Genomic DNA, 18,913 nt, shown 5'->3' on the forward strand with positions numbered 1-18,913 from the left:
GAGGCAACCGGCACAGCGGGTCATCGGCCTGCCCCGCGGCTGGAACTGTTCGGGTTCCGGCCGTTCTGCGCCCGGTAACGGGCCGCCTGACAGACTGCTTCCGGATTCGATCGATGCTGTCCACTACAGTGCGCGCCAGCGCTGTCGCGGGGGCGACGGCAGGCACGGGCGGGGGACGGTGGACACGGTGGACGCGACAACCGGTTCGGGCGCAGTGGTCATTCAGGGCACGGTGGCCGGTTCGGGCGCACCCGACGGCCGCTCCGCGGGCGGCCTCCTGCGCTCCCCCCTCCCGCCGGGAGCGTCGGACGCGTCCGACGCGTCGAGAGCTGCGGGAGTCGTGAGCCCGGCCGGGCGGTCGGGCCCCTCGGGGCCGACCGACGGCCGCGGCATGCGCACGGCCTCCGCCACGACCGGCCTGTGGGGCCGCACCGAGCAGCAGGACTTCCGCAGCCGCGTCCGCGGCACCCTGCTGGGCTGCGCCCTCGGCGACGCCCTCGGCGCGCCCCTGACCGGCCTGTCCCTCGACGCCATCCGCGAGGCCCACGGCCGCGCCGGCCTGACCGGCCCCGCTCCGGCCCACGGCCGCCGCGGCGCGGTCACCGCCGTCACCCAGCTCACCCTCTTCACCGTGGACGGTTTGATACGGGCCCACGTACGCCGGGACACCGGCGCCTGGCACCCGCCGACCGACGTCCACCGTGCCTACCTGCGCTGGGCGGCCACGCAGTACGACTGGGGCCCCGACGAGCGCCGCGCGGACAACGGCTGGCTGGCGCAGCAGGAGTGGCTCTACGCCCGCCGCGACCCGGACCGCGCCAGCATGACCGGCTTCGCCGACGACGTCCTCGGCACCCTCGCCCACCCGAAGAACCCGGCCGCACGCGACGCGGCCGCCACCGCCCGCTCGGCGCCCTTCGGGCTGCTGGTCGGCTGGGAGCCCGCCCTGGTGCTGCAACTCGCCGTGGAATGCGCCACGCAGAGCCACGGCCACCCGGCCGCCTACCTGTCCGCCGGGGCCTTCGCCGTCATCGTCCACGGCGTGACGCGCGGCGACGCCCTCGACTCCGCCGTCCAGCGCGCCCTCGGGCTGCTGGGGGCCCGCCCCGGCCACCAGCCCGTCACCGACGCCCTCCAGCGGGCCCTCGCGGCCGTCACCCGGGGCGCGCCCGGCCCCGAGGCCGTGGAGGGCCTGGCGCCCGGCGCGGGCCACAGCGCGGAGGACGTCCTCGGGGCCGCCGTGTACTGCGCCCTGGTCGCCGAGGACATCGCGCACGGCCTGCGCCTGGCCGTCAACCAGGGCGGGGACTCGGCCGCCGCCGGGGCGCTGTGCGGGGCGCTGCTGGGCGCCCTCCACGGCGAGACGGCGCTGCCGGCCGCCTGGCTCGCCGACCTGGAGGGCCGCGCCACGCTGCTGGAGCTGTGCGACGACTTCGCCCTGGAGATGACCCAGGGGCCGACCCTGCACGGTTCGGCCGTCACCTCCCCGGGCTGGCTGGCCCGCTACCCGCGCGGCTGACTGCCTGCCGCGGGCAGCCCGCCGCCATCGGCCTGACATCCCCTCACCATCCGGACGCGCGGACCGTAATCTTGCGGGTCCCACGTCTCGGAGGTGCCAGAAGCCATGCGGATCGCCACGACCGTCTTCCTCACCGACCGCACCGTCTCGCCCGTGCGTCTTGCCCGCAGCCTGGAGGAGCGGGGGTTCGCCGGCCTCTACCTGCCGGAGCACACCCACATCCCCGTCGCGCGCGAGACCGCCGCTCCCATGGGGGGCGAACTCCCGGAGATGTACGGGCGCACCCTCGACCCCTTCGTGGCCCTCGCCCAGGCCGCCGCCGTGACCGGGCGGCTGCACCTCGGCACCGGCATCACCCTCGTCGCCCAGCACGACCCGATCGGCCTCGCGAAGCAGGTCGCCACTCTGGACCACCTCTCCGGAGGCCGCTTCACCCTGGGCATCGGCTACGGCTGGAACGTCGAGGAGGCCGCCGACCACGGCGTCGAGTGGCGCACCCGCCGGGAGCTCGTCCGCGACCGGATGGCGCTGATGCGCGCCCTGTGGGCCCCGGAGCCCGTGGCGTACGTCGGCGAGTTCTCCTGCGTCCAGGCCAGCTCGGCCCACCCGAAGCCGGTCCAGGCGCCGCGCGAGCTGGCCCCCGGCGTCCCGCTGCACGGCCCGCGCACCCTCATCGGCGGGGCGGCCGGCCCGAAGCTCTTCACCGCCATCGCCGACCACGCCGATGGCTGGCTCCCGATCGGCGGCGGCGGGCTCACCGAGTCCCTGCCGGTGCTGCGCCGGCTCTGGGAGACCGCCGGGCGCGACCCGAAGGCCCTCCAGGTGGTCCCGTACGCCGTCCAGCCCACGCCGGGCAAGATGAGCCACTACGCCGACCTCGGTATCGAGGAGGTCGTCCTCCAGCTCCCGTCGGCCCCGGAGGCGGAGATCCTGCGCGCCCTGGACGTGTACGCGCAGTACCTCTGACCGGTCACCCGCCGGCCGGGAGCTCCGCCCAGACGGTCTTGCCGACCAGCCGGTCGCGGACTCCCCAGTCGGCGGCGACGGCCTCGACGATGCGCAGTCCGTTGCCGGATTCCGCCTGGTCGCCGTGCGGCCGCGGGACTGGCCGGCGGTCCCGGCGGGCGTCGGACACCTCCACGCGCAGGACGGCGCCGAGCAGCGTCATCCGGAGCTCGAAGTCCCGCCCGGGGAGATGGCCGTGGGTGACGGCGTTGGCGGCGAGTTCGGCGACGAGGATGCCGGCGTCGGCGGAGAGCGCGGTGGATTCGGGGATGCCCCAGTCGTGCAGCTCCACGAGGGCCAGCTGCCGGGCGAGGCGGGCGCCGCGCCGGGTAGAGGTGAAACGCTGAGTGAACACGCGTACGAGGTCCGGGGCGGGCCCGGAGGATGTGGTCATGCACCTAACGTCCCGCGCGGCCTGGGCAGTTCGACAACACCGCGACTCGTACAAACCAACTGTACGAGTGGCCGCCCTGGACACGCGGAGTCACGGCGCGTGAACATTCCTGTCGGGGAGGTGACCGCCATGGCGAGTGCCGGGGACAGTGGTGACGACGAGGTGGAGCCCGATGACAACCTGCGCAGTTTCGGCGAGACGGTCAAGGCGTCCCGCAAGCGGGCCGGCCTGACCCAGGAGCAACTGGCACCGCTGATCGGGTACTCGGTCCAGTACGTCGGCTCGGTGGAACAGGGCCGCCGCCACCCCTCGCAGAAGTTCGTCCACAAGACCGAGTCCGTACTGGACACCTTCGGCGTCATCGACATCGCGGCGAAGCAGCTGACACGGCGGCGCGGGCTGGCGTCCTGGTTCCGCCGGTGGGCGGAACTGGAGGAGGGGGCGGTCACCCTCAACACGTACGAGTGCCGGTCCGTACCGGGTCTGCTGCAGCCCGAGTGCTACGCCCGGGCGCTCATCGACAACGTCCCGCCCGTGGTGACCCCGGAGGAGGCCGAGGCCCGCGTCTCGGCGCGGACGGAACGGCAGAAGCTGCTCCACCGGACCCCGTACATCCTGTTCAGCTTCATCATCGAGCAGGCACTGGTCGAGCGGCGGACGGGGGGCCTGGAGGTGACCCGGGAGCTGGTCGACCGACTCCTGGAATGCGCGGAGCTGCCCAATGTCGACATCCAGATCATGCCGACGGTCCAGCCGGTGCACGCGGGCACCGACGGCCCCTTCCAGCTTCTGGAAACCGAGGAACACGAGTGGCTTGGGTACAGCGAGGGACAGCAGACGGGTCAGGTCATCTCCGACCCGAAAGACATCAGCCTGCTGCACCAGCGGTATGCCAAACTTCGCATCCAGGCCCTCAACCCTGCGGACAGCGCGGGCCTGTTGATGCGAATGCGAGGTTCGTTGTGAACAGCTCCCCGTTGCGGTGGTTCAAGAGCAGCTACAGCGGCAGCCAGGGCGACGACTGCGTCGAGGTCGCCCTCTCCTGGCACAAGTCCACCTACAGCGGTAGCCAGGGCGACAGCTGCGTCGAGGTGGCCGCCTGCGCCGACTCCGTCCACATCAGGGACTCGAAGGTGACGGCCGGTCCCGAGCTGACCGTAGCGCCCGCCGCCTGGGCCGGTTTCCTGGGCGGGGTCGTCCCCCGGCGCTGAGCGGGCGTCCGGTCGACACGGGGGTCGGGGCGGGGGACGATGGGAGCGACGGACACCCCTGCGTCCCCCGACCGCCGCCTGCCTGACGGCTGGTGGAACGGAGAACGCGAGGCCCTGGGCCCGCGGCGCACGTACGGCGGTGTCGATGCGCCGCCGCCGATGGCGGTGAGCGCCACCGCGAGCCGGCTCCGGCCGGGCATTCCATGCCCGGGCGTTGCCACGGACCCGTGATCCGCGCTTTCCCCTGTCTCCCCTTCTCTGGGAGTGAAACCCAATGAACCGACGCACCACCCGCCTCTGTGTGCTCCCGCTCATGGCCGGCTCCTTCATCCTCGGCCCCTCAGCCGCCGCATGGGCCACGGCGCCCACGGCGCCCGCGGCGCCCGCCGCCGCCTCATGTCTGGCGCAGGGGAACCCTGCGGACGCGACCAAGGTGAAGATCACCGGCGAGGGCTACAAGCCGGGCCTCAAGGTGATCCTCGACCAGACGGACGGTGCGGGGGCGGGCAGCGCCATCGCGGGTCCCGACGGGAAGTTCGCCAGCGGGGACGTCCCGGCCGGCAAGTGGCAGGCCTTCCAGCAGGCCGAGGGCGGCGCGAGCGCCACCTGCCTCGGCGGTCAGGAGGCGACGGACGCCGCCACGAAGAAGCTGGTCGACCAGGAGCGCGCGCGGGGCGCCAAGGAGGGCTTCGCGGCAGGAGCGCAGGCGGCTCGCGACAACAACTGCGACTCCGCGCCGCCGCAGAAAAACAACAGGAATCTGACGGCCAAGCAGGAGGCCCAGCTCGCTTTCGACAAGGCCTTCGAAACCGCGTTCAGGGCCGCGATCGACAAGTTCTGCTGAACCCCGCAGGTCCGCACCGGCGGACCGGTTCGTGCCCTGCTACCGCAGCTCGGTAGCAGGGCCGGCGCCGTGTTTGCGTACCGGCGGGGTCAGCCGACCTTCGGGGGCTTGGGCAGACCGGCGGCCAGGGCCGTGCCCGCGCTGGCGAGGGAGGCGTCGGTGGCCTTGGTGGCGGAGCCGGCGGCCGATGCGGTCACGCCGACCGCCGTCTTGGTGTCCTGGACGGCCTGGCCCGGGTGGTCGACGATGTCGCCGATGCGCTGGGTGATCGGGGGGCCCTGGACCGCGGACTCGTCCGCGTGCGCGGCGACGGGGGTGAGTGCGAGGGCGGCGCCGCCGGTGAGGACCAGGGCGGAAAGGCTGCGCTTCATGGCGTTCATGTCCCGCCCAACGACCCCGGCGCCGCCCGGGTCACTGCGGCGCCGGCCGAAGCGCCCGCGGACCCGGACCGGGGGACGCTGCGGGGTCGCGGGCGGTGGCACCGCGGAAGGGCGGGTGGAAGGCGGGGAAGGGCGGGTGGAAGGCGCGGGGAGGCGGCGCGGGGTCAGTCCTCGACGACCAGGGCCGGGGTGGCCTTGGTCAGGACCTCGCCCCGGAAGAAGGCCGGGCTGCGGCGTTCGGTGACGAACATGACGACCAGCCCGAGGAGGAGCAGGCCGACGCCGATGACGAAGACGTTGCCGACGCCGAGGCCGGGGATGCCGGAGCCGGAGCCGTAGCCGGGGTCCCACGCGTCGTACAGGGTCTTGAAGAAGACCGCGGCGAGCAGCAGGCCGCCCAGGACGGGGAAGAGGCCCTTGAACAGCAGGTCGCGGGCGGAGCGGCGCAGCTCGCTCCGGAAGTACCAGGCGCAGGCGAAGGCCGTCAGCGAGTAGTAGAAGCAGATCATCAGGCCGAGCGCGAAGATCGTGTCGGTGAGGACGTTCTCGCTGACCAGGGTCATCACCGTGTAGAAGGCGCCGGTGGCGACGCCCGCCACGACGGTGGCGCGGCCGGGGGTCTTGAAGCGCTCGTGGACCTTGGCGTAGGAGGCCGGGAGCGCCTGGTAGGTCGACATGGCGAGGACCGTGCGGGCCACCGGGATGAAGGTGGTCTGCAGGGAGGCGGCGGCCGAGGCCAGGACGGCGACGAACAGCAGGATGCCGAGCGCGGGGCCCATGACGGGGCCGGCGAGGGCGGCGAAGACGTTGCCGGAGGTCTCCTCGTTGGCGAGGCCGGGGCCCTCGCCGCCGGAGCCGACGGCCAGCTGGGCGGCGACGCCGGTGGCCAGGTAGGAGCCGACCAGGACGGCCATGGCGATGAGCGAGGCGCGGCCGGGGGTCTTGGCGGAGCCGGTGGTCTCCTCGTTGGTGGCCAGGCAGGCGTCCCAGCCCCAGTACATGAAGATCGAGAGCGAGAGTCCGGCGGTGAAGGACGCCATGGACCCGACCGCGAAGGGGTTCATCCAGGACCAGGAGAAGTCCAGGCCGGTGTCGAAGGTGCCGGCGGCCGCCTTCTGGAGGGCCATGGTCACGAAGACGGCGAGGACGGCGAGCTGGAGGCCGACCAGGGCGTACTGGACGCCCTTGGTGGCGGTCATGCCGCGGTAGCTGATGGCGGTGGCCGCGGCGATGAGGGTGAGGCAGGTGACGAGGTGGACGGCCTTGTGGTCGTCCAGGGCGGCGATCGCGGGACTGCCCGTGATCTCGCCGGCCAGCAGCCAGAAGTAGGAGGTGGCGACGCCGGCCAGGTTGGAGAGCACGATGATCGTGGCGATGACCAGACCCCAGCCGCACATCCAGCCGATCCGCGGGCCGAAGGCCTTGACGGTCCAGGTGAAGGAGGTGCCGCAGTCCGGTACGGCCTTGTTGAGCTCGCGGTAGGCGAAGGCGACGAGGAGCATCGGCAGGAAGCCGGCCAGGAAGACGGCGGGCATCTGGACGCCGACCTCGCCGGCGGTGGAGCCGAGGGTCGAGGTGAGGCAGTAGACCGGGGCGACGGTGGAGATGCCGATGACGGCGCTGCCCACGAGTCCGACGGACCCCTTGCCGAGTCCTTTGCCGCGAACATCGCCCTCGGCGACGCCGCTTACCGTGTCTCCGACCCGCGGCCGGACGTCCAGCTGTGTCATGGGTCAGGACGTTAGACGCCGCGTTTTCCACATCTGGAGGCTTTCAGTCCGGATATCGTGACCGGGAAATCCCTTCGAATGGTGAGGTCGAAATGGTGCACGACCTCGCAATGCAAGGCTCACTTTGCCGAGCGGCCGTAGTTCAGGAGGAGTCGGACAGAGGGTTCCGTTATGCGGAAACCGCAGCGTTGCCCGGTTTGATCCGATATGAACTTTCCCGTGTGACGGCGGTCACTCCCCCGCGGCACGTCCCCTCGCCCTGTCCGCGCTGCCCCTGCCGCTCAGCCCGGCCAGACGATCGACTGCACCTCGCTGTAGGCGTGCAGCGCGTACGACCCGACGTCCCGCCCCACCCCCGACCGCTTGAAACCGCCGAACGGCGCCTCCATGTTCCGGCCGATCGTGTTGACCCCGACCCCGCCCGCCCGCAGCCGCCGCGCCACCCGGAACGCGCGCGCCACGTCCCCGGACCACACGTAGCTGAGCAGCCCGAAGTCGCTGTCGTTCGCCAGCGCGACCGCCTCCTCCTCGCCCCCGTCGAAGGGGACGACCACCACCACCGGGCCGAAGATCTCCTCCCGGACCACGCGCATGTCGTTCGTGCAGTCCACGAGCAGCGTCGGTGCCACGTAGAAGCCCTTGCCCGACCCGCCGACCACCGGGCGCTCGCCGCCGTACGCGATCCGCGCCCCCTCCTTGCGGCCCAGCTCGATGTACGACTCGACGCGGTCCCGGTGCGCCGCCGAGATCACCGGACCCACCACCGTGCCCCGCTCCGCCGGATCACCGACCCTCATGTGCGCCAGGTAGCCGGTGAGCTTCCCGACCAGCTCCCCGTAGACCGACCGGTGCACGATCACCCGCGTCGGAGCCGTGCAGATCTGTCCCGAGTAGAAGGAGAAGGTGGTGCCGATCCCCAGCACCGCCGCGTCCAGGTCGGCGTCCTCCAGGACGACCGCCGCGCCCTTGCCGCCCAGCTCCATCAGCTGCCGCTTCATCGTCCGGCCGCAGACCTCCGCGATGCGCTGGCCGACGGCCGTGGAGCCGGTGAAGGAGACCATGTCCACGTGGGGCGAGGCCACCGCCGCCTCGCCGACCCCGGCCGACTGCCCGCCCACGACGTTGACCACGCCCGCCGGGACGCCGGCCTCCGCCAGCGCCTGCGCCATCTTGAACACCGACAGCGGGTCCTGCGGGGCCGGCTTGACCACCACCGTGTTGCCCATGGCGAGGGCCGGGGCCACCTTGCCCGCCGGGTTCGCCCACGGATTGTTGTAGGAGGTGATGCAGGTGACCACCCCGACCGGCTGGCGCACTTCCAGCGCGCCCAGCACGGCGGCCCTCCCCATCGGGCCGGCCTCCGTCACCTGCGGCGGCAGGCCCCGCTCCACCGGCTCCAGGGCGCCCGTCGCGTACCGCCTGAAGCGCGAGACCCCGACGCCGACCTGCATGCCGCGCGCGATCCCGGTCGGGGCGCCCGTCTCGGCGCGGGCCAGGGCCGCCCACGGCTCGCATTCCCGCTGGATGATGTCCGCGGCCCGGTCCAGGATCGCCGCCCGCTCCCGCGGCTCCGTACGGGACCAGGCCCCGAACGCCGCGGCCGCGGCCCGCGCCGCCTCCTCGACCTGGGCGGGCGACGCCTCGGGGGCCAGGCCCACCACCGATTCGTCCGCCGGGTTGACCACCTCGTAGTGGCCGCCGGCCGGCTCCACCCACTCGCCGCCGATGTAGAGCCGCTGCGCCCGCTCGGGGCGGGTACCGCCGCCGCTGTTCATCGGGTGCTCACCGTCCTCGTGTCCCGGCCGGACCGGAGCACGATGCCCGGCACCGCGCCCGTCACCTCGTCGTCGCGGATGGTCTCCACCCCGTTGACCCGCACCGAGACGATCCCGACGGCGCGCGCGTCCAGCCGCGGACTGTTCCCGGGCAGGTCGTGGACGAGCGTCGCGGGGGCCGCCTCGATGCGTTCCGGGTCGAAGAGGACCAGGTCCGCGTGGAAGCCCTCGGCGATCCGGCCGCGCTCGCGCAGCCCGAACAGCTGCGCCGGGTCGTCGGTGAGCATCCGTACCGCCTGCTCCAGCGGGACCAGCCGGCGGCCGCGCAGGCAGTCGCCGAGGAAGCGGGTCGTGTAGGGGGCGCCGCACATGCGGTCCAGGTGCGCGCCCGCGTCGGAGCCGCCCAGCATGACGTCCTCGTGCTGCCAGGTCTCCTGGCGCAACGCCCAGCTGGCCGGGTCGTTGTCGGTCGGCATCGGCCAGAGCACCGTCCGCAGGTCGTCGTGGGCGCAGATCTCCACCAGGCAGTGGAAGGCGTCCTGGCCGCGCTCGGCCGCGATGTCGCCCACGACCCGGCCGGAGAGGCCCTCGTTCTCCTCGCTGTACGTGTCGCCGATGACGTAGCGCCCGAAGTCGGCCAGGCGCCGGAAGACGCCGGCCTCCTTGCTGCCGGCGCGGCGCAGCATCTCGGCGCGTACGGCGGGGTCGCGCAGTTCCGCGATGCGCTCGGGGACCGGCAGGCCGAGGACCTCGCCCCAGCCGGGGATGAGGTTGAGCGCGCAGAAGGTGCCGAGCGACATGTTCATGGGGGTGAGGATCGGCATCGTGAGCGCGACGATCCGGCCGCCGGCCTTGCGGGCGCGTTCGCTGGGGACGAGCTGGCGCGGGACCCGTTCGGGGACGGAGGCGTCGATGGTCAGCACGTTCCAGTTCAGCGGGCGCCCGGCGGCGGCGCTCATCTCCACGAAGAGGTCGATCTCCTCGTCGGAGAACTGGTCGAGGCAGCCCGCGACGATCGCCTCCAGCTGGGTGCCCTCGTGTTCGCCGACCGCCCGGGAGAGCGCGAGGAGCTCCGCCGGCTCGGCGTGCCGGGAGGCGACGGGGGCGCCCGCGCCGTCGGAGTGGGTGGAGGACTGGGTGGTGGACAGGCCCCAGGCGCCGGCGTTCATGGCGTCGTGCAGGAGGTCGAGCATCTGCCGCATCTGCTCCGGCGTGGGCCGGCCGCCGACGGCGTCCTCGCCCATGACGTGGCGTCGCAGGGCGCAGTGGCCGACCATGAAGCCGGCGTTGACGGCGATCCGGCCTTCGAGGGCGTCGAGGTACTCGCCGAAGGTGGACCAGGTCCACTCGACGCCCTCCTCCAGGGCCTTGAGGGCCATGCCCTCCACCTTGCTCATCATGCGGCGGGTGTAGTCGGCGTCTTCCGGGCGGGCCGGGTTGAGGGGGGCCAGGGTGAAGCCGCAGTTGCCTCCGGCGACGGTGGTGACGCCGTGGTTCATGGAGGGGGTGGCGTAGGGGTCCCAGAAGAGCTGGGCGTCGTAGTGCGTGTGGGGGTCGATGAAGCCGGGGGTCAGGACGAGGCCGGCGGCGTCCTCGGTGGTGCGGGCGTCCTCGGTGACGCTTCCGGGGGCGGCGATGACGGCGATCCGCCCCTCGCGGATGCCGACGTCTGCGACGCGGGCGGGCGCACCGGTCCCGTCGACGACGGTCGCCCCGCGGATGAGGTGGTCGAGCATGACGGTTCCCTCCAGATCATCTGCCGTACCCCGGGCGGGGTCTCGGGCGTACCCGGCCGGACCGGGCGGGACGGGACGGGACGGGGCGGGGCGGGGCGGGGCGGGGCGGGACGCAACCCCGTTCTCGCCGTTCCCGCCCTTCCGGCCGGCCGGGCGGGGCGGGGCGACGTCCCGGGGCGGTGACCTCCGCCCCCGGACCGCCCCCGGACCGCCCCGGCCGGCGGTCGACGGTCGGCGGTCGCCGTCGGCAGTCGGCGGTCGGCGGTCGGCGGTCGGCGGGAGCCCGGGGCCGTACCGTCCGGGCGACCGGCTCGGGGCGGAGCCACCCGGGGGGACCGGCTGTGTGGCCCGCGGGGACGGGCGGCCGGAGCGGACGGCAGGCCGCTGCCGCGCGCTCCGGCCGTCGGCGCCGGGTCCCGCGGGACCCCGTACCCCCTGCGGACGCGGCGGTCCGGGAAGACGCCGCTCCCGCACGGGGAGCCGTACGGTCCGCACGGTCCGTGCGATCCATGCGATCCGGGCGGTCCGGACCGGAGGTCAGGCGGCTTCGCGGAAGCGCGTCGTTCGGTGGACCGGGTCCGTGTCGATGTGCGGGATCACGTGCTCGCCGATCAACCTGATCGTGGTCATCGTGTCCTCGTACGACACCCCCGTCGGCAGGCCGAAGGAGAGCTGGTCGGCGCCCGCCCGTTCCCACCGCTCGCACTGGGCCCGCACCTCCGACGGGTCCCCGCAGATCATCAGCTCCTCGGCGATCAGCAGCTCGATGATCTCCGCGTTGTACTCCGGCAGCAGCTCCGGCCACTGCGGGATCGCCTCCGGCCGCGGGAAGGTGTCGTGGTAGCGGAAGACCAGCGACTGGAAGCGGTTCAGGTTGGCGTTGACGGCGATCTCGACTGCCTTGTCGTGCGTCTCGGCACAGATCGCGGTCGAGGTGACCATGACGTTGTCGTTGACGAAGGCGCCGATCGCCTTCGCCTCCTGGATCGCCGTCTTGTACTGCTCGAGGACCCACTCCATGTCCGCGACCTTCTGGACGCTGAAGCCGAGGACCCCGAGCCCTTTCTTCGCCGCCATCGCGTACGAGGAGGGCGAGCCCGCGGCGTACCACATGGCCGGGTGCGCCTTGCCGTACGGCTTGGGGAAGATCTTGCGGGGCGGCAGCGACCAGTGTTTGCCCTGGAACCCTTCGTACTCCTCCTGGAGGAACATCTTGGGGAACTCGGCGATGGTCTCCTCCCAGATCTCCTTGGTGCCGTTCATGTCCTCGATGCCGGGCAGGAACCCGAGGATCTCGTGGCTGCCGGCGCCGCGACCGGTGCCGAATTCGAAGCGGCCCTTGGAGAGGTGGTCCAGCATGGCGACCTTCTCGGCCACCTTGACCGGGTGGTTCACCGGGGCGAGCGGGTTGAAGATGCCGGAGCCGAGGTGGATGCGCTCGGTGGCGTGCGCGAGGTAGCCGAGGAAGACCTCGTTCGCCGACAGGTGCGAGTACTCCTCCAGGAAGTGGTGCTCGGAGGCCCAGGCGTACTTGAAGCCCGACCTGTCGGCCTGGATGACGTACTCGGTCTCCTCGATCAGCGCCTTGTGCTCTGCCTCGGGGTCGACCTTGGACCGAGACTCGGCCACGTATCCCTGCACAAAGAGCCCGAATTCCAAGGGGATTCACCGTCCTTCTATTTCTGACGTTCCGTCAGATTCGATGTCCCGACTGTTCCACCGCCGGACCGCGAGCGTCAAGCCCCGGAGCGGTACCACCTGACGCGTCATCAGATCGGGTCAGAGGATGCTGACGCCCGCCATCCAGCCGCCGTCGATCACGAACGGCTGGCCGGTGATGTAGGAGGAGTCCTCGCCGGTCAGGAAGAGCGCCAGCCTGGCGATCTCCTCCGGCCGCCCCACCCGCCCCATCGGCACGACCCGCCTGTACAGCTCGGCCATCGCCTCCCTGGCCTCGTCCGTGATCCCGGCCGGATCCAGCAGCCCGGGATTGGCCATCGGGGTGTCCACCGCGCCCGGACACATCGCGTTGACCCGGATCCCCTTGGCCGCCAGCTCCAGCGCGGCCACCCGGGTCAGCCCGAGGATCGCCGCCTTGGTGGCGGCGTAGGTGCCCACGTACGCCATGCCCGTCAGCCCCGTGTAGGAGGAGGTGTTGACGATGGTGCCGCCGCCGGCCGCCTCGATCTCGGGGGCCACCGACTTGATGCCGAGGAAGGCGCCCACCTGGTTGACCTGGACCACCTGCTGGAACTCCTCCAGCGGGGTCGCGGTCAGCTCGTTGAAGCGCAGGATGCCCGCGTTGTTGACCAGCCCGTCGACGGGCCCGAACGCCTCCTTGGCCGCGGAGATCGCGGCCGCCCAGTCCTCCTCGCGGCTCACGTCGAGCCGCACGTACCGGGCGCGGTCCTCGCCGATCTCCTTCGCCACCGCGACGCCCTGCTCGTCCAGCACGTCACCGAGGAGCACCCGGGCGCCCTCGGCGGCGAAGAGGCGCGCCTCCTGCTCGCCCTGCCCGCGTGCCGCGCCCGTGATGATCACCACGCGTCCGTCCAGCTTGCCCATGCCCGTGCTCCTAGTCGTTGAGAAGCGGGGCCACCTCGGCCCCGAAAGCGGCCATCTGGTCCACGAGTTCGGCCCGGTCGCGACTGCGGAAGCGGACCTGGATCTGGTCGACGCCGAGCGCCTTGTACGCGCGCAGGGACCCGGCGAGCACCTCCGCCTTGCCGGTGAGGGCGCGGCGGCCGGTGTCCCAGCCCGGCTCGCCGACGTACAGCGGCTCGGTGATCGCGCCGATCTCCAGCGGCTCCTCGATCCCGGCCGCGGCGCGCAGCTCCCGGAGGCGGGTGATCTGCCCGGCGAGCTCGTGGCGCGGGTCGCCCTGCGGCAGCCAACCGTCCCCGCGCAGGGCCGCGCGGCGCAGGCCGGCGGGCGAGGAGCCGCCCACCCAGACGGGGATCCGCTCCTGTACGGGCCTGGGCAGCTGGCCGAGGTCCTTGAAGGAGAACAGTTCCCCCTCGTGCTCCGGGTACTCCTCGGGCCCGAGGGCCGCACGCAGCGCGTCGAGGGTCTCGTCGAGCACGGCCCCGCGGCGGGCGAAGTCCACACCGAGGACCTCGAACTCCTCCTGGACGTGCCCGGCACCGACGCCGAGGACCAGCCGGCCGCCGGAGAGGTGGTCGACCGTGGCGTACTGCTTGGCGCTGATCAGCGGGTGGCGCAGCCCGAGGACGGCCACGTGGCTGAGCAGCCGCACGTGTTCGGTGGTGCCGGCGAGGAAGGACAGGGTGGCCACGGGGTCGTACCAGACCGTGCTCATGGGGCCGGCGAGGCGCCGCGGGATCGCCACGTGGTCGCAGGTGGCGACGTACCCGAAGCCGGCCCGGTCGGCCGTACGGGCGATCTCGGCGAGATCGGCGGGGCCGCCCGAGGCCTCCCATGGTTCGGCGTAGATGGTGCTCTGGGACTGGACCGGGAGCTGCATCCCGTAAACCAGCCGACCTTCGGGAAAGACGCGCGCCATACGGGTCCGCCTCGCTTTCGCCTGCCGATGTGTGTGCCGGTGCCGTGTTGCCGGTGCCGTGCGGGGGTGCCGGTCCTGTGTTGCCGGTGCCGTGGGGCGGTGCCGGCGCCGTGTTGCCGGTGCCGTGCGGCGGTGCATATTGGCGGTGCCGATGCCGTGTGGCGGTGCCGGAGGGCGACTCGCCGGGGCGGTTCGTCTGCCGGGGTCGGGGAGCGCCCCCGGGCTGGGTGTCGGCCCGCCCCCGGTTCGTCGTAGCGGTGCCGGGCCATCGTCGTAGCTGACGGTACGTCAGGCAAGGGGCGGGACACCATGCGGGGTCCCGGCGAAGGGACGCCGCAGCGAGGGGGATCCCGGTGGGTCCGGGGGGTGGGCGGCTCCCCGGCCGGTCGCTAGCCTGCGCGGATGGACCTGACGCTCACGCTGATCAGCGGGCTCGCCTGGACGGTCGTGTACGTGGAGGCGGTGCGCGTCGGGCTGCGCGACCGGACGTACGCCATGCCGGTCGCCGCGCTCGCGCTGAACTTCGCCTGGGAATCGCTCTACGCCGTCCGCGAGGTGACGGCCGGCTTCTCCGTCCAGGGCGTGGTGAACGTGGTGTGGGCGGCCGCCGACGTGCTGATCATCTCCACCTACCTGCGCTTCGGGCGGGCCGAGCTGCCGTCGTTCGTGACCCGTCCGCTCTTCGCCGCCTGGTCCGCGCTGCTGCTCGGCACCGGGTTCGCGGTGCAGGGACTGTTCCTGGCCCACTTCGGGGCGCACGACGCCAGCCGCTACTCGGCCTTCCTGCAGAACCTGCTGATGTCCGGCCTGTTCATCGGCATGTACGCGGCCCGGCGGGGAGCGCGCGGGCAGTCGCTGTCCCTCGCCGTCGCCAAATGGCTGGGCACGCTGGCGCCGACGGTGCTGTTCGGAGTGCTGGGGGAGTCGCCCTTCATTCTCGGACTCGGGGTCCTGTGCAGCGTCTTCGATCTCGTCTACATCGGACTGCTGCTGGCCGGGGGCCGGGGCCTGGGTCGCGACCTGGAACGCTCCGGCGGCGCGGACGGGAGCGGGAACCGGGCCGGGGGCGGGAGCGGGGGCACGGACGGGGCCGGTGGAGGGGGCGGGGCCGGTGGAGGGGGCGAGGCCGGTGGAGGGGGCGGGGCGCCGGCCCCCGTCAGAAGCCCTCCGGACCCATCACGATGACCGGCTTCGCCGCCGGGTCGAGGGTCTCCAGGACCTTCTTCATCGCTTCCTTGGGGATGCCGACGCAGCCCTGCGAGGGGCCGTCGTGGTCCACGTGGAGCCAGATGTTGCCGCCCTTCTCCTCGCCCTCCGGCTTCGTCGGGTCCAGCGGCGAGGTGCCGGGCGTGCGGTTGAAGTCGATGGCGACGACATAGTCGAAGGAACCGGCCAGGGACTCGCCGTTCACCCCGCGCCCGCCGGCGACGAAGGCGGGGTCCTTGTCGTACGGGAAGCGGGTGCCGGGCGGCTTCGGCAGCAGACCGCCCGCGTCGGTGAGCGCGAAGACGCCCTGAGGGGAGGTGAGGTCCCCGTAGGTGCGCTCCGTGGACCACCCCTTCGCGCCGTTGCGCGCGGGCCAGCTCTCGGCCCGGACCCAATCGGCTCCGGGGGCGGGCCGGGTGTAGAGCGTGGCGGTGGACTCCGAGGAATCCGCCGCCTTGCCCGTGACCAGGATGAGCTGGCGGGATTCGGCCGGGATCTTCGCCCGCGTCTGCTCACTGATGCCGGGCAGGCCCTGGAGGTCGTCGCGCCGCGCATCGCGCGCGGCGCGGGCGGCGGCCGGCGGCCGGGAGTCCGCCCGGGCCTGCGCCGCCGTACCGGAGGCCTTCTCGTCGACGACGTACACCCAGCCGGCCGTGAAGGTCAGCAGGCCGAGGGTGGCGGCGAGGGCCACACGACGCGTGGGCCGCGCGGACGTGCGAGCGGACGTACGGGGCGTGCGGGAGCGGGCTCGGGCGTGCTTGCTCATTGAAGCGACCGTACAGCAGCCGGTCTTCAGTCCGGCTGAGCGCCGGTCTGGTGCCGGGTGTCCGCGGCGGAAAAGCGGAGGGGTACGGTCAGGCCGCCGTCCGGCGCCGGGTTGACGCAGGCCGCCGGGCCGGCGCCCGCGAGCGCGGGAGATGGGGGCCGCCGGGGGCGACCGGGAGCGACGGTGGAGAGGTTCGGCGCGGCGCCCTCACCTGCGGTGTGGCTCGGTCCGACACGTCGCCGAAGGGCCGCGGGAGCCGCGGCACATCCGCCGCGTCGGCCGGCGGCCCGGTGTTCGACCCCATGGGTTCCCACACGGTGGTGGTCGTGCTGGTGCCGGCGACCGGGTGGATCGGGCCGCTGGTCGGTTGTGACGTACGGCATGGCCCGGCGGGATCCGGACGAGGTGCTCCGGTGGTGTCCGTCAGTGTCCGATTACCCGTCACGGCGGGTGGAGCGAGGCCGTGTTCCGGCGTGGCCCTGGTGGCGGTCCGGGGCTCGCCGTCGGGTCCGGTTGCCGGCTCGGGCGCCGCCAGCCGGTGGCGGGCTGTGGGCGAGCCGATGCCGGCCTGGCATCCGGGACCGCGAACAGCAGCGGCAGTAGCAATAGCGACTCGATGAGGTGTTCGCGGGTGTCGGCGACGACGCAGTGCGGGCCCGGATCCGGAGGATCCGGGCCCTGCTCCGGCGGCGGGTGACCGGCCAGAGTGGTCCCTGGCCGCCGACCGGCGGCCGGTCGGCGGCCGGTCGGCGGCCGGACCGTGTGCGCAACACGTACGGGGGCCACTCGCGCACCATGTCGGCGGCGAACCACCGCTGGACGCTGCCCCCGTTCCCGACCGGTCGACCCCCGCGACGGCATGTTCAACCGGAGGCCGTGAGGGGGCTCCTCCCCCGCCCGGGCTCGCCGTTGGCGGGCAGCGCGCCATGCGGTGACGACGGCGATCGGCACGACGGCCGACCGATCCCCCCGGCGGCCCACACGGCCCGACTCTCGCTGACGGCGGCGCGGGGCGGCGGCCCGGGGCGGGCGGCCTGTGGCCGGTAGCGGGCGGCGGGCGAGGGTGCGGGGTGCGGGGGTGCGGCGGGCGAGGTGCGGCGGGCGAGGTGCGGCGGGCGAGGGTGCGGCGGGCGAGGGTGCGCGTGCGGGGTGCGAGGGTGCGCGTGCGGGGTGCGGCGGGCGAGGGTGCGGGGTGCGGGTGCGGGGTGCGAGAGCAGGGACGGGCTACGGACGGTTGCGAGTGGCGGCGGGTGGCGGCGGCGGTCGCCGGGGGCCAGGGCGCCGGGCGCCGGGGGGGCAGGCACCGGAGGGCCAGGGCGCCGGGCGCCGGGGGGGGGCAGGCACCGGAGGGCCAGGGCGCCGGGGGCCAGGCGCCGGAGGCGAGGGGTGGCGGCGGCGGTCGCCAGGTGCCGGAGCCGGGCGCCGGGGGCCAGGCACCGGAGGGCCAGGCACCGGAGGCGAGCCCGACCCGGCCCCCGGGACCTGCCCCCGGCTCCCGGCCCCCGGCGAAAGGCCAGGTGCGGGCCATCCCCCGGCGGGGATCACCGGCGTACGCTGAGTCGATGCGAACTCCACGTCACGCAGCGCGCGTTGTCATCGTGTCCCCTTCCGGATCGGTGTTCCTCTTCCGCGAGAACAACGTCGAGGTGGGCATCCACTGGTTGCCGCCCGGCGGCGGCATGGACCCCGGCGAGAGCCCCGAGGATTGCGTCCGGCGCGAGCTGCGCGAGGAGACGGGATGGACCGACCTGGACCCCGGGCGGCTGCTGTGCACCTGGGAGCACGACTTCACGCACCAGGGGATCCCGGTCCGCCAGCACGAGCACATCTACCTCACCACCGGCCCCCGCCGCGAGCCCGTGCTGGAGTACCCCGGCATCCACTGGCAGTGGCTCTCCCCGCAACGCCTGGCCACCCTCGGCGAGCCCCTGTGGCCACCGCGCCTGCCGGACCTCCTGGCGAACGCCCCGGTGGAGCCGGTGCACTTGGGGCTGCTGGCGTAGGCAGGCGCAGCACGCGCCGGGCGCGGCGCGCCCGGCTCCTACCGCTTGGCGGTCGCCTTCGCGTACAGCGAGGCCGCGTAGTCGCCGAGGACGGTGCTGGTCGACACGTCGTCCGTATCGCCGCCCGTGAGGATGCCGACGATCTTCCCGTCTTTGGCGATCCAGGCGCTTCCGCTGGTGCCGCCGGGGAAGTCGGCGCAGTCGAAGCGCTGCCGGGTCGCGCTCTCGCGGACGGCGACCGCCGTGCAGGTACGCGGAACCTTGCGGTCCGCGGGGTAGCCGGTGACGGTGACCTCCTCGCCCGCGCGGCCGGTGGTGTCCAGTACGGCCGCGCCCGTCACGTCCTCGGCGCCCCGGCCCTTCGCGTCGGGGGCCAGGCGGGCGAAGGCGAGGTCGTAGTCGTCGTCGGTCCCTTCGGCCCACCGGTCGTCCTCGAAGACCTCCTCGATCTTCCAGGTGCCGTACGGGGCGACGCCATTGGCGTATGCAGGAGCGAAGACGGCAGTGCCGCCGCCGCGATCCCCTTCGAGCAGACAGTGCCCGGCGGTGACGATCAGGTTGCGGCCGGGGCTGTGCACGACGGTGGCGGTGCAGAAGTGGTCACTGTCCAGACCGTTCGTGAAGAGGGCCCCGGTGAAGGCGGCGGGGCCGCCGGGCTTGGGGGTCACGGCGGGCGGCAGCGTACCGCCGGGCGGGGTGGAGGGCTGAGGCTTCGCCGCTTGCGAACGCGACGGCCCGGCCGGCGAACCCGTCGGCGCGGCCTTCGCCCGCGCGGGCGGAGCCCCCTCTGGCGGCGGCACCAGCTCGGCCACGGCGGCGGA

Annotated in this window: 17 protein-coding genes; 7 read left to right on the forward strand and 10 right to left on the reverse strand. The window is 73.4% G+C overall.

The genetic code is table 11. The annotated features are described in order from the left end of the window. The first annotated feature begins 391 nt into the window (after positions 1-391). Positions 392-1,519 (forward strand): ADP-ribosylglycohydrolase family protein, encoded by a 1,128-nt coding sequence (locus AMK16_RS24525; RefSeq protein ID WP_073919643.1) that lies wholly within the window; start codon positions 392-394, stop codon positions 1,517-1,519. Positions 1,520-1,624: 105 nt separating this feature from the next. Continuing rightward, the gene (locus tag AMK16_RS24530; protein ID WP_073919384.1) at positions 1,625-2,485 is read left to right on the forward strand and encodes a TIGR03619 family F420-dependent LLM class oxidoreductase; all 861 of its coding nucleotides are present in this window, start codon (positions 1,625-1,627) and stop codon (positions 2,483-2,485) included. Between the two features lie 4 nt (positions 2,486-2,489). Here AMK16_RS24530 and AMK16_RS24535 read toward each other — a convergent pair whose 3' ends face one another. Further along, positions 2,490-2,918: an ATP-binding protein gene (locus tag AMK16_RS24535; protein WP_073919387.1), complete on the reverse strand. Its 429-nt coding sequence runs from the start codon at positions 2,916-2,918 to the stop codon at positions 2,490-2,492. A 129-nt stretch (positions 2,919-3,047) separates the two neighbouring features. Here AMK16_RS24535 and AMK16_RS24540 point away from each other — a divergent pair, with 129 nt between their 5' ends. The 3 genes from AMK16_RS24540 (at position 3,048) to AMK16_RS24550 (ending at position 4,973) form a co-directional block, all read left to right on the forward strand. After that, complete coding sequence (locus tag AMK16_RS24540) at positions 3,048-3,884, forward strand: helix-turn-helix domain-containing protein (RefSeq protein WP_073919390.1); 837 nt, start codon at positions 3,048-3,050, stop codon at positions 3,882-3,884. Continuing rightward, positions 3,881-4,129: a DUF397 domain-containing protein gene (locus tag AMK16_RS24545; RefSeq protein ID WP_073919392.1), complete on the forward strand. Its 249-nt coding sequence runs from the start codon at positions 3,881-3,883 to the stop codon at positions 4,127-4,129. Before AMK16_RS24540 ends, AMK16_RS24545 begins: the two co-directional genes overlap by 4 nt. A gap of 274 nt (positions 4,130-4,403) precedes the next feature. Next, on the forward strand, positions 4,404-4,973 hold the full coding sequence (locus AMK16_RS24550; RefSeq protein WP_073919394.1) for a hypothetical protein: 570 nt from the start codon (positions 4,404-4,406) through the stop codon (positions 4,971-4,973). Positions 4,974-5,062: 89 nt separating this feature from the next. Here AMK16_RS24550 and AMK16_RS24555 read toward each other — a convergent pair whose 3' ends face one another. The 7 genes from AMK16_RS24555 to AMK16_RS24585 all read right to left on the reverse strand — a co-directional run bounded on the left by AMK16_RS24555 (position 5,063) and on the right by AMK16_RS24585 (position 14,078). Then, positions 5,063-5,344 carry a hypothetical protein gene (locus AMK16_RS24555; protein ID WP_242438880.1) on the reverse strand — a complete coding sequence of 94 codons (282 nt, stop codon included), beginning with the start codon at positions 5,342-5,344 and terminating at the stop codon, positions 5,063-5,065. A 173-nt stretch (positions 5,345-5,517) separates the two neighbouring features. Then, positions 5,518-7,083: an APC family permease gene (locus AMK16_RS24560; protein ID WP_073919400.1), complete on the reverse strand. Its 1,566-nt coding sequence runs from the start codon at positions 7,081-7,083 to the stop codon at positions 5,518-5,520. Positions 7,084-7,364: 281 nt separating this feature from the next. Then, on the reverse strand, positions 7,365-8,858 hold the full coding sequence (locus tag AMK16_RS24565; protein WP_073919403.1) for an aldehyde dehydrogenase family protein: 1,494 nt from the start codon (positions 8,856-8,858) through the stop codon (positions 7,365-7,367). Continuing rightward, positions 8,855-10,594 carry an N-acyl-D-amino-acid deacylase family protein gene (locus AMK16_RS24570; RefSeq protein ID WP_073919405.1) on the reverse strand — a complete coding sequence of 580 codons (1,740 nt, stop codon included), beginning with the start codon at positions 10,592-10,594 and terminating at the stop codon, positions 8,855-8,857. The genes AMK16_RS24565 and AMK16_RS24570 overlap by 4 nt, the downstream gene beginning before the upstream one ends. Positions 10,595-11,131: 537 nt before the next feature. Continuing rightward, on the reverse strand, positions 11,132-12,253 hold the full coding sequence (locus AMK16_RS24575; protein ID WP_073919408.1) for an LLM class flavin-dependent oxidoreductase: 1,122 nt from the start codon (positions 12,251-12,253) through the stop codon (positions 11,132-11,134). A 120-nt stretch (positions 12,254-12,373) separates the two neighbouring features. Then, positions 12,374-13,159 (reverse strand): SDR family NAD(P)-dependent oxidoreductase, encoded by a 786-nt coding sequence (locus tag AMK16_RS24580; protein WP_073919410.1) that lies wholly within the window; start codon positions 13,157-13,159, stop codon positions 12,374-12,376. 10 nt (positions 13,160-13,169) lie between these two features. After that, positions 13,170-14,078, reverse strand: coding sequence for an LLM class F420-dependent oxidoreductase (locus AMK16_RS24585; RefSeq protein ID WP_242438881.1), 909 nt, complete (start codon positions 14,076-14,078; stop codon positions 13,170-13,172). A gap of 441 nt (positions 14,079-14,519) precedes the next feature. Here AMK16_RS24585 and AMK16_RS24590 point away from each other — a divergent pair, with 441 nt between their 5' ends. Then, positions 14,520-15,302, forward strand: coding sequence for a transmembrane-type terpene cyclase (locus tag AMK16_RS24590; RefSeq protein WP_242438882.1), 783 nt, complete (start codon positions 14,520-14,522; stop codon positions 15,300-15,302). Here the strand turns inward: AMK16_RS24590 and AMK16_RS24600 are convergent. Next, on the reverse strand, positions 15,274-16,089 hold the full coding sequence (locus AMK16_RS24600; RefSeq protein ID WP_073919412.1) for a L,D-transpeptidase family protein: 816 nt from the start codon (positions 16,087-16,089) through the stop codon (positions 15,274-15,276). The two genes, AMK16_RS24590 and AMK16_RS24600, sit on opposite strands and share 29 nt — an antisense overlap. A gap of 1,562 nt (positions 16,090-17,651) precedes the next feature. Between AMK16_RS24600 and AMK16_RS24605 the strand changes: the two genes are divergently transcribed. Further along, the gene (locus AMK16_RS24605) at positions 17,652-18,092 is read left to right on the forward strand and encodes an NUDIX hydrolase (protein WP_073919415.1); all 441 of its coding nucleotides are present in this window, start codon (positions 17,652-17,654) and stop codon (positions 18,090-18,092) included. A gap of 38 nt (positions 18,093-18,130) precedes the next feature. Here AMK16_RS24605 and AMK16_RS24610 read toward each other — a convergent pair whose 3' ends face one another. Next, a complete protein-coding gene (locus AMK16_RS24610) occupies positions 18,131-18,760 on the reverse strand; it encodes a trypsin-like serine peptidase (RefSeq protein ID WP_242438883.1) in 630 nt (209 codons plus the stop codon). Positions 18,761-18,913: the final 153 nt, after the last annotated feature.

This window comes from Streptomyces sp. CB00455 (genome assembly GCF_001905445.1).
Lineage (GTDB): Bacteria > Actinomycetota > Actinomycetes > Streptomycetales > Streptomycetaceae > Streptomyces.

What these genes read in the sequence shown, in the direction of transcription:
- AMK16_RS24525 (WP_073919643.1), top strand. Translation starts at nt 392, where the DNA reads ATGCGCACGGCCTCCGCCACGACCGGCCTGTGGGGCCGCACCGAGCAG.
- AMK16_RS24530 (WP_073919384.1), top strand. Translation starts at nt 1,625, where the DNA reads ATGCGGATCGCCACGACCGTCTTCCTCACCGACCGCACCGTCTCGCCC.
- AMK16_RS24535 (WP_073919387.1), bottom strand. Translation starts at nt 2,918, where the DNA reads ATGACCACATCCTCCGGGCCCGCCCCGGACCTCGTACGCGTGTTCACT.
- AMK16_RS24540 (WP_073919390.1), top strand. Translation starts at nt 3,048, where the DNA reads ATGGCGAGTGCCGGGGACAGTGGTGACGACGAGGTGGAGCCCGATGAC.
- AMK16_RS24550 (WP_073919394.1), top strand. Translation starts at nt 4,404, where the DNA reads ATGAACCGACGCACCACCCGCCTCTGTGTGCTCCCGCTCATGGCCGGC.
- AMK16_RS24555 (WP_242438880.1), bottom strand. Translation starts at nt 5,344, where the DNA reads ATGAAGCGCAGCCTTTCCGCCCTGGTCCTCACCGGCGGCGCCGCCCTC.
- AMK16_RS24560 (WP_073919400.1), bottom strand. Translation starts at nt 7,083, where the DNA reads ATGACACAGCTGGACGTCCGGCCGCGGGTCGGAGACACGGTAAGCGGC.
- AMK16_RS24565 (WP_073919403.1), bottom strand. Translation starts at nt 8,858, where the DNA reads ATGAACAGCGGCGGCGGTACCCGCCCCGAGCGGGCGCAGCGGCTCTAC.
- AMK16_RS24570 (WP_073919405.1), bottom strand. Translation starts at nt 10,594, where the DNA reads ATGCTCGACCACCTCATCCGCGGGGCGACCGTCGTCGACGGGACCGGT.
- AMK16_RS24580 (WP_073919410.1), bottom strand. Translation starts at nt 13,159, where the DNA reads ATGGGCAAGCTGGACGGACGCGTGGTGATCATCACGGGCGCGGCACGC.
- AMK16_RS24585 (WP_242438881.1), bottom strand. Translation starts at nt 14,078, where the DNA reads ATGCAGCTCCCGGTCCAGTCCCAGAGCACCATCTACGCCGAACCATGG.
- AMK16_RS24590 (WP_242438882.1), top strand. Translation starts at nt 14,520, where the DNA reads ATGGACCTGACGCTCACGCTGATCAGCGGGCTCGCCTGGACGGTCGTG.
- AMK16_RS24600 (WP_073919412.1), bottom strand. Translation starts at nt 16,089, where the DNA reads ATGAGCAAGCACGCCCGAGCCCGCTCCCGCACGCCCCGTACGTCCGCT.
- AMK16_RS24605 (WP_073919415.1), top strand. Translation starts at nt 17,652, where the DNA reads ATGCGAACTCCACGTCACGCAGCGCGCGTTGTCATCGTGTCCCCTTCC.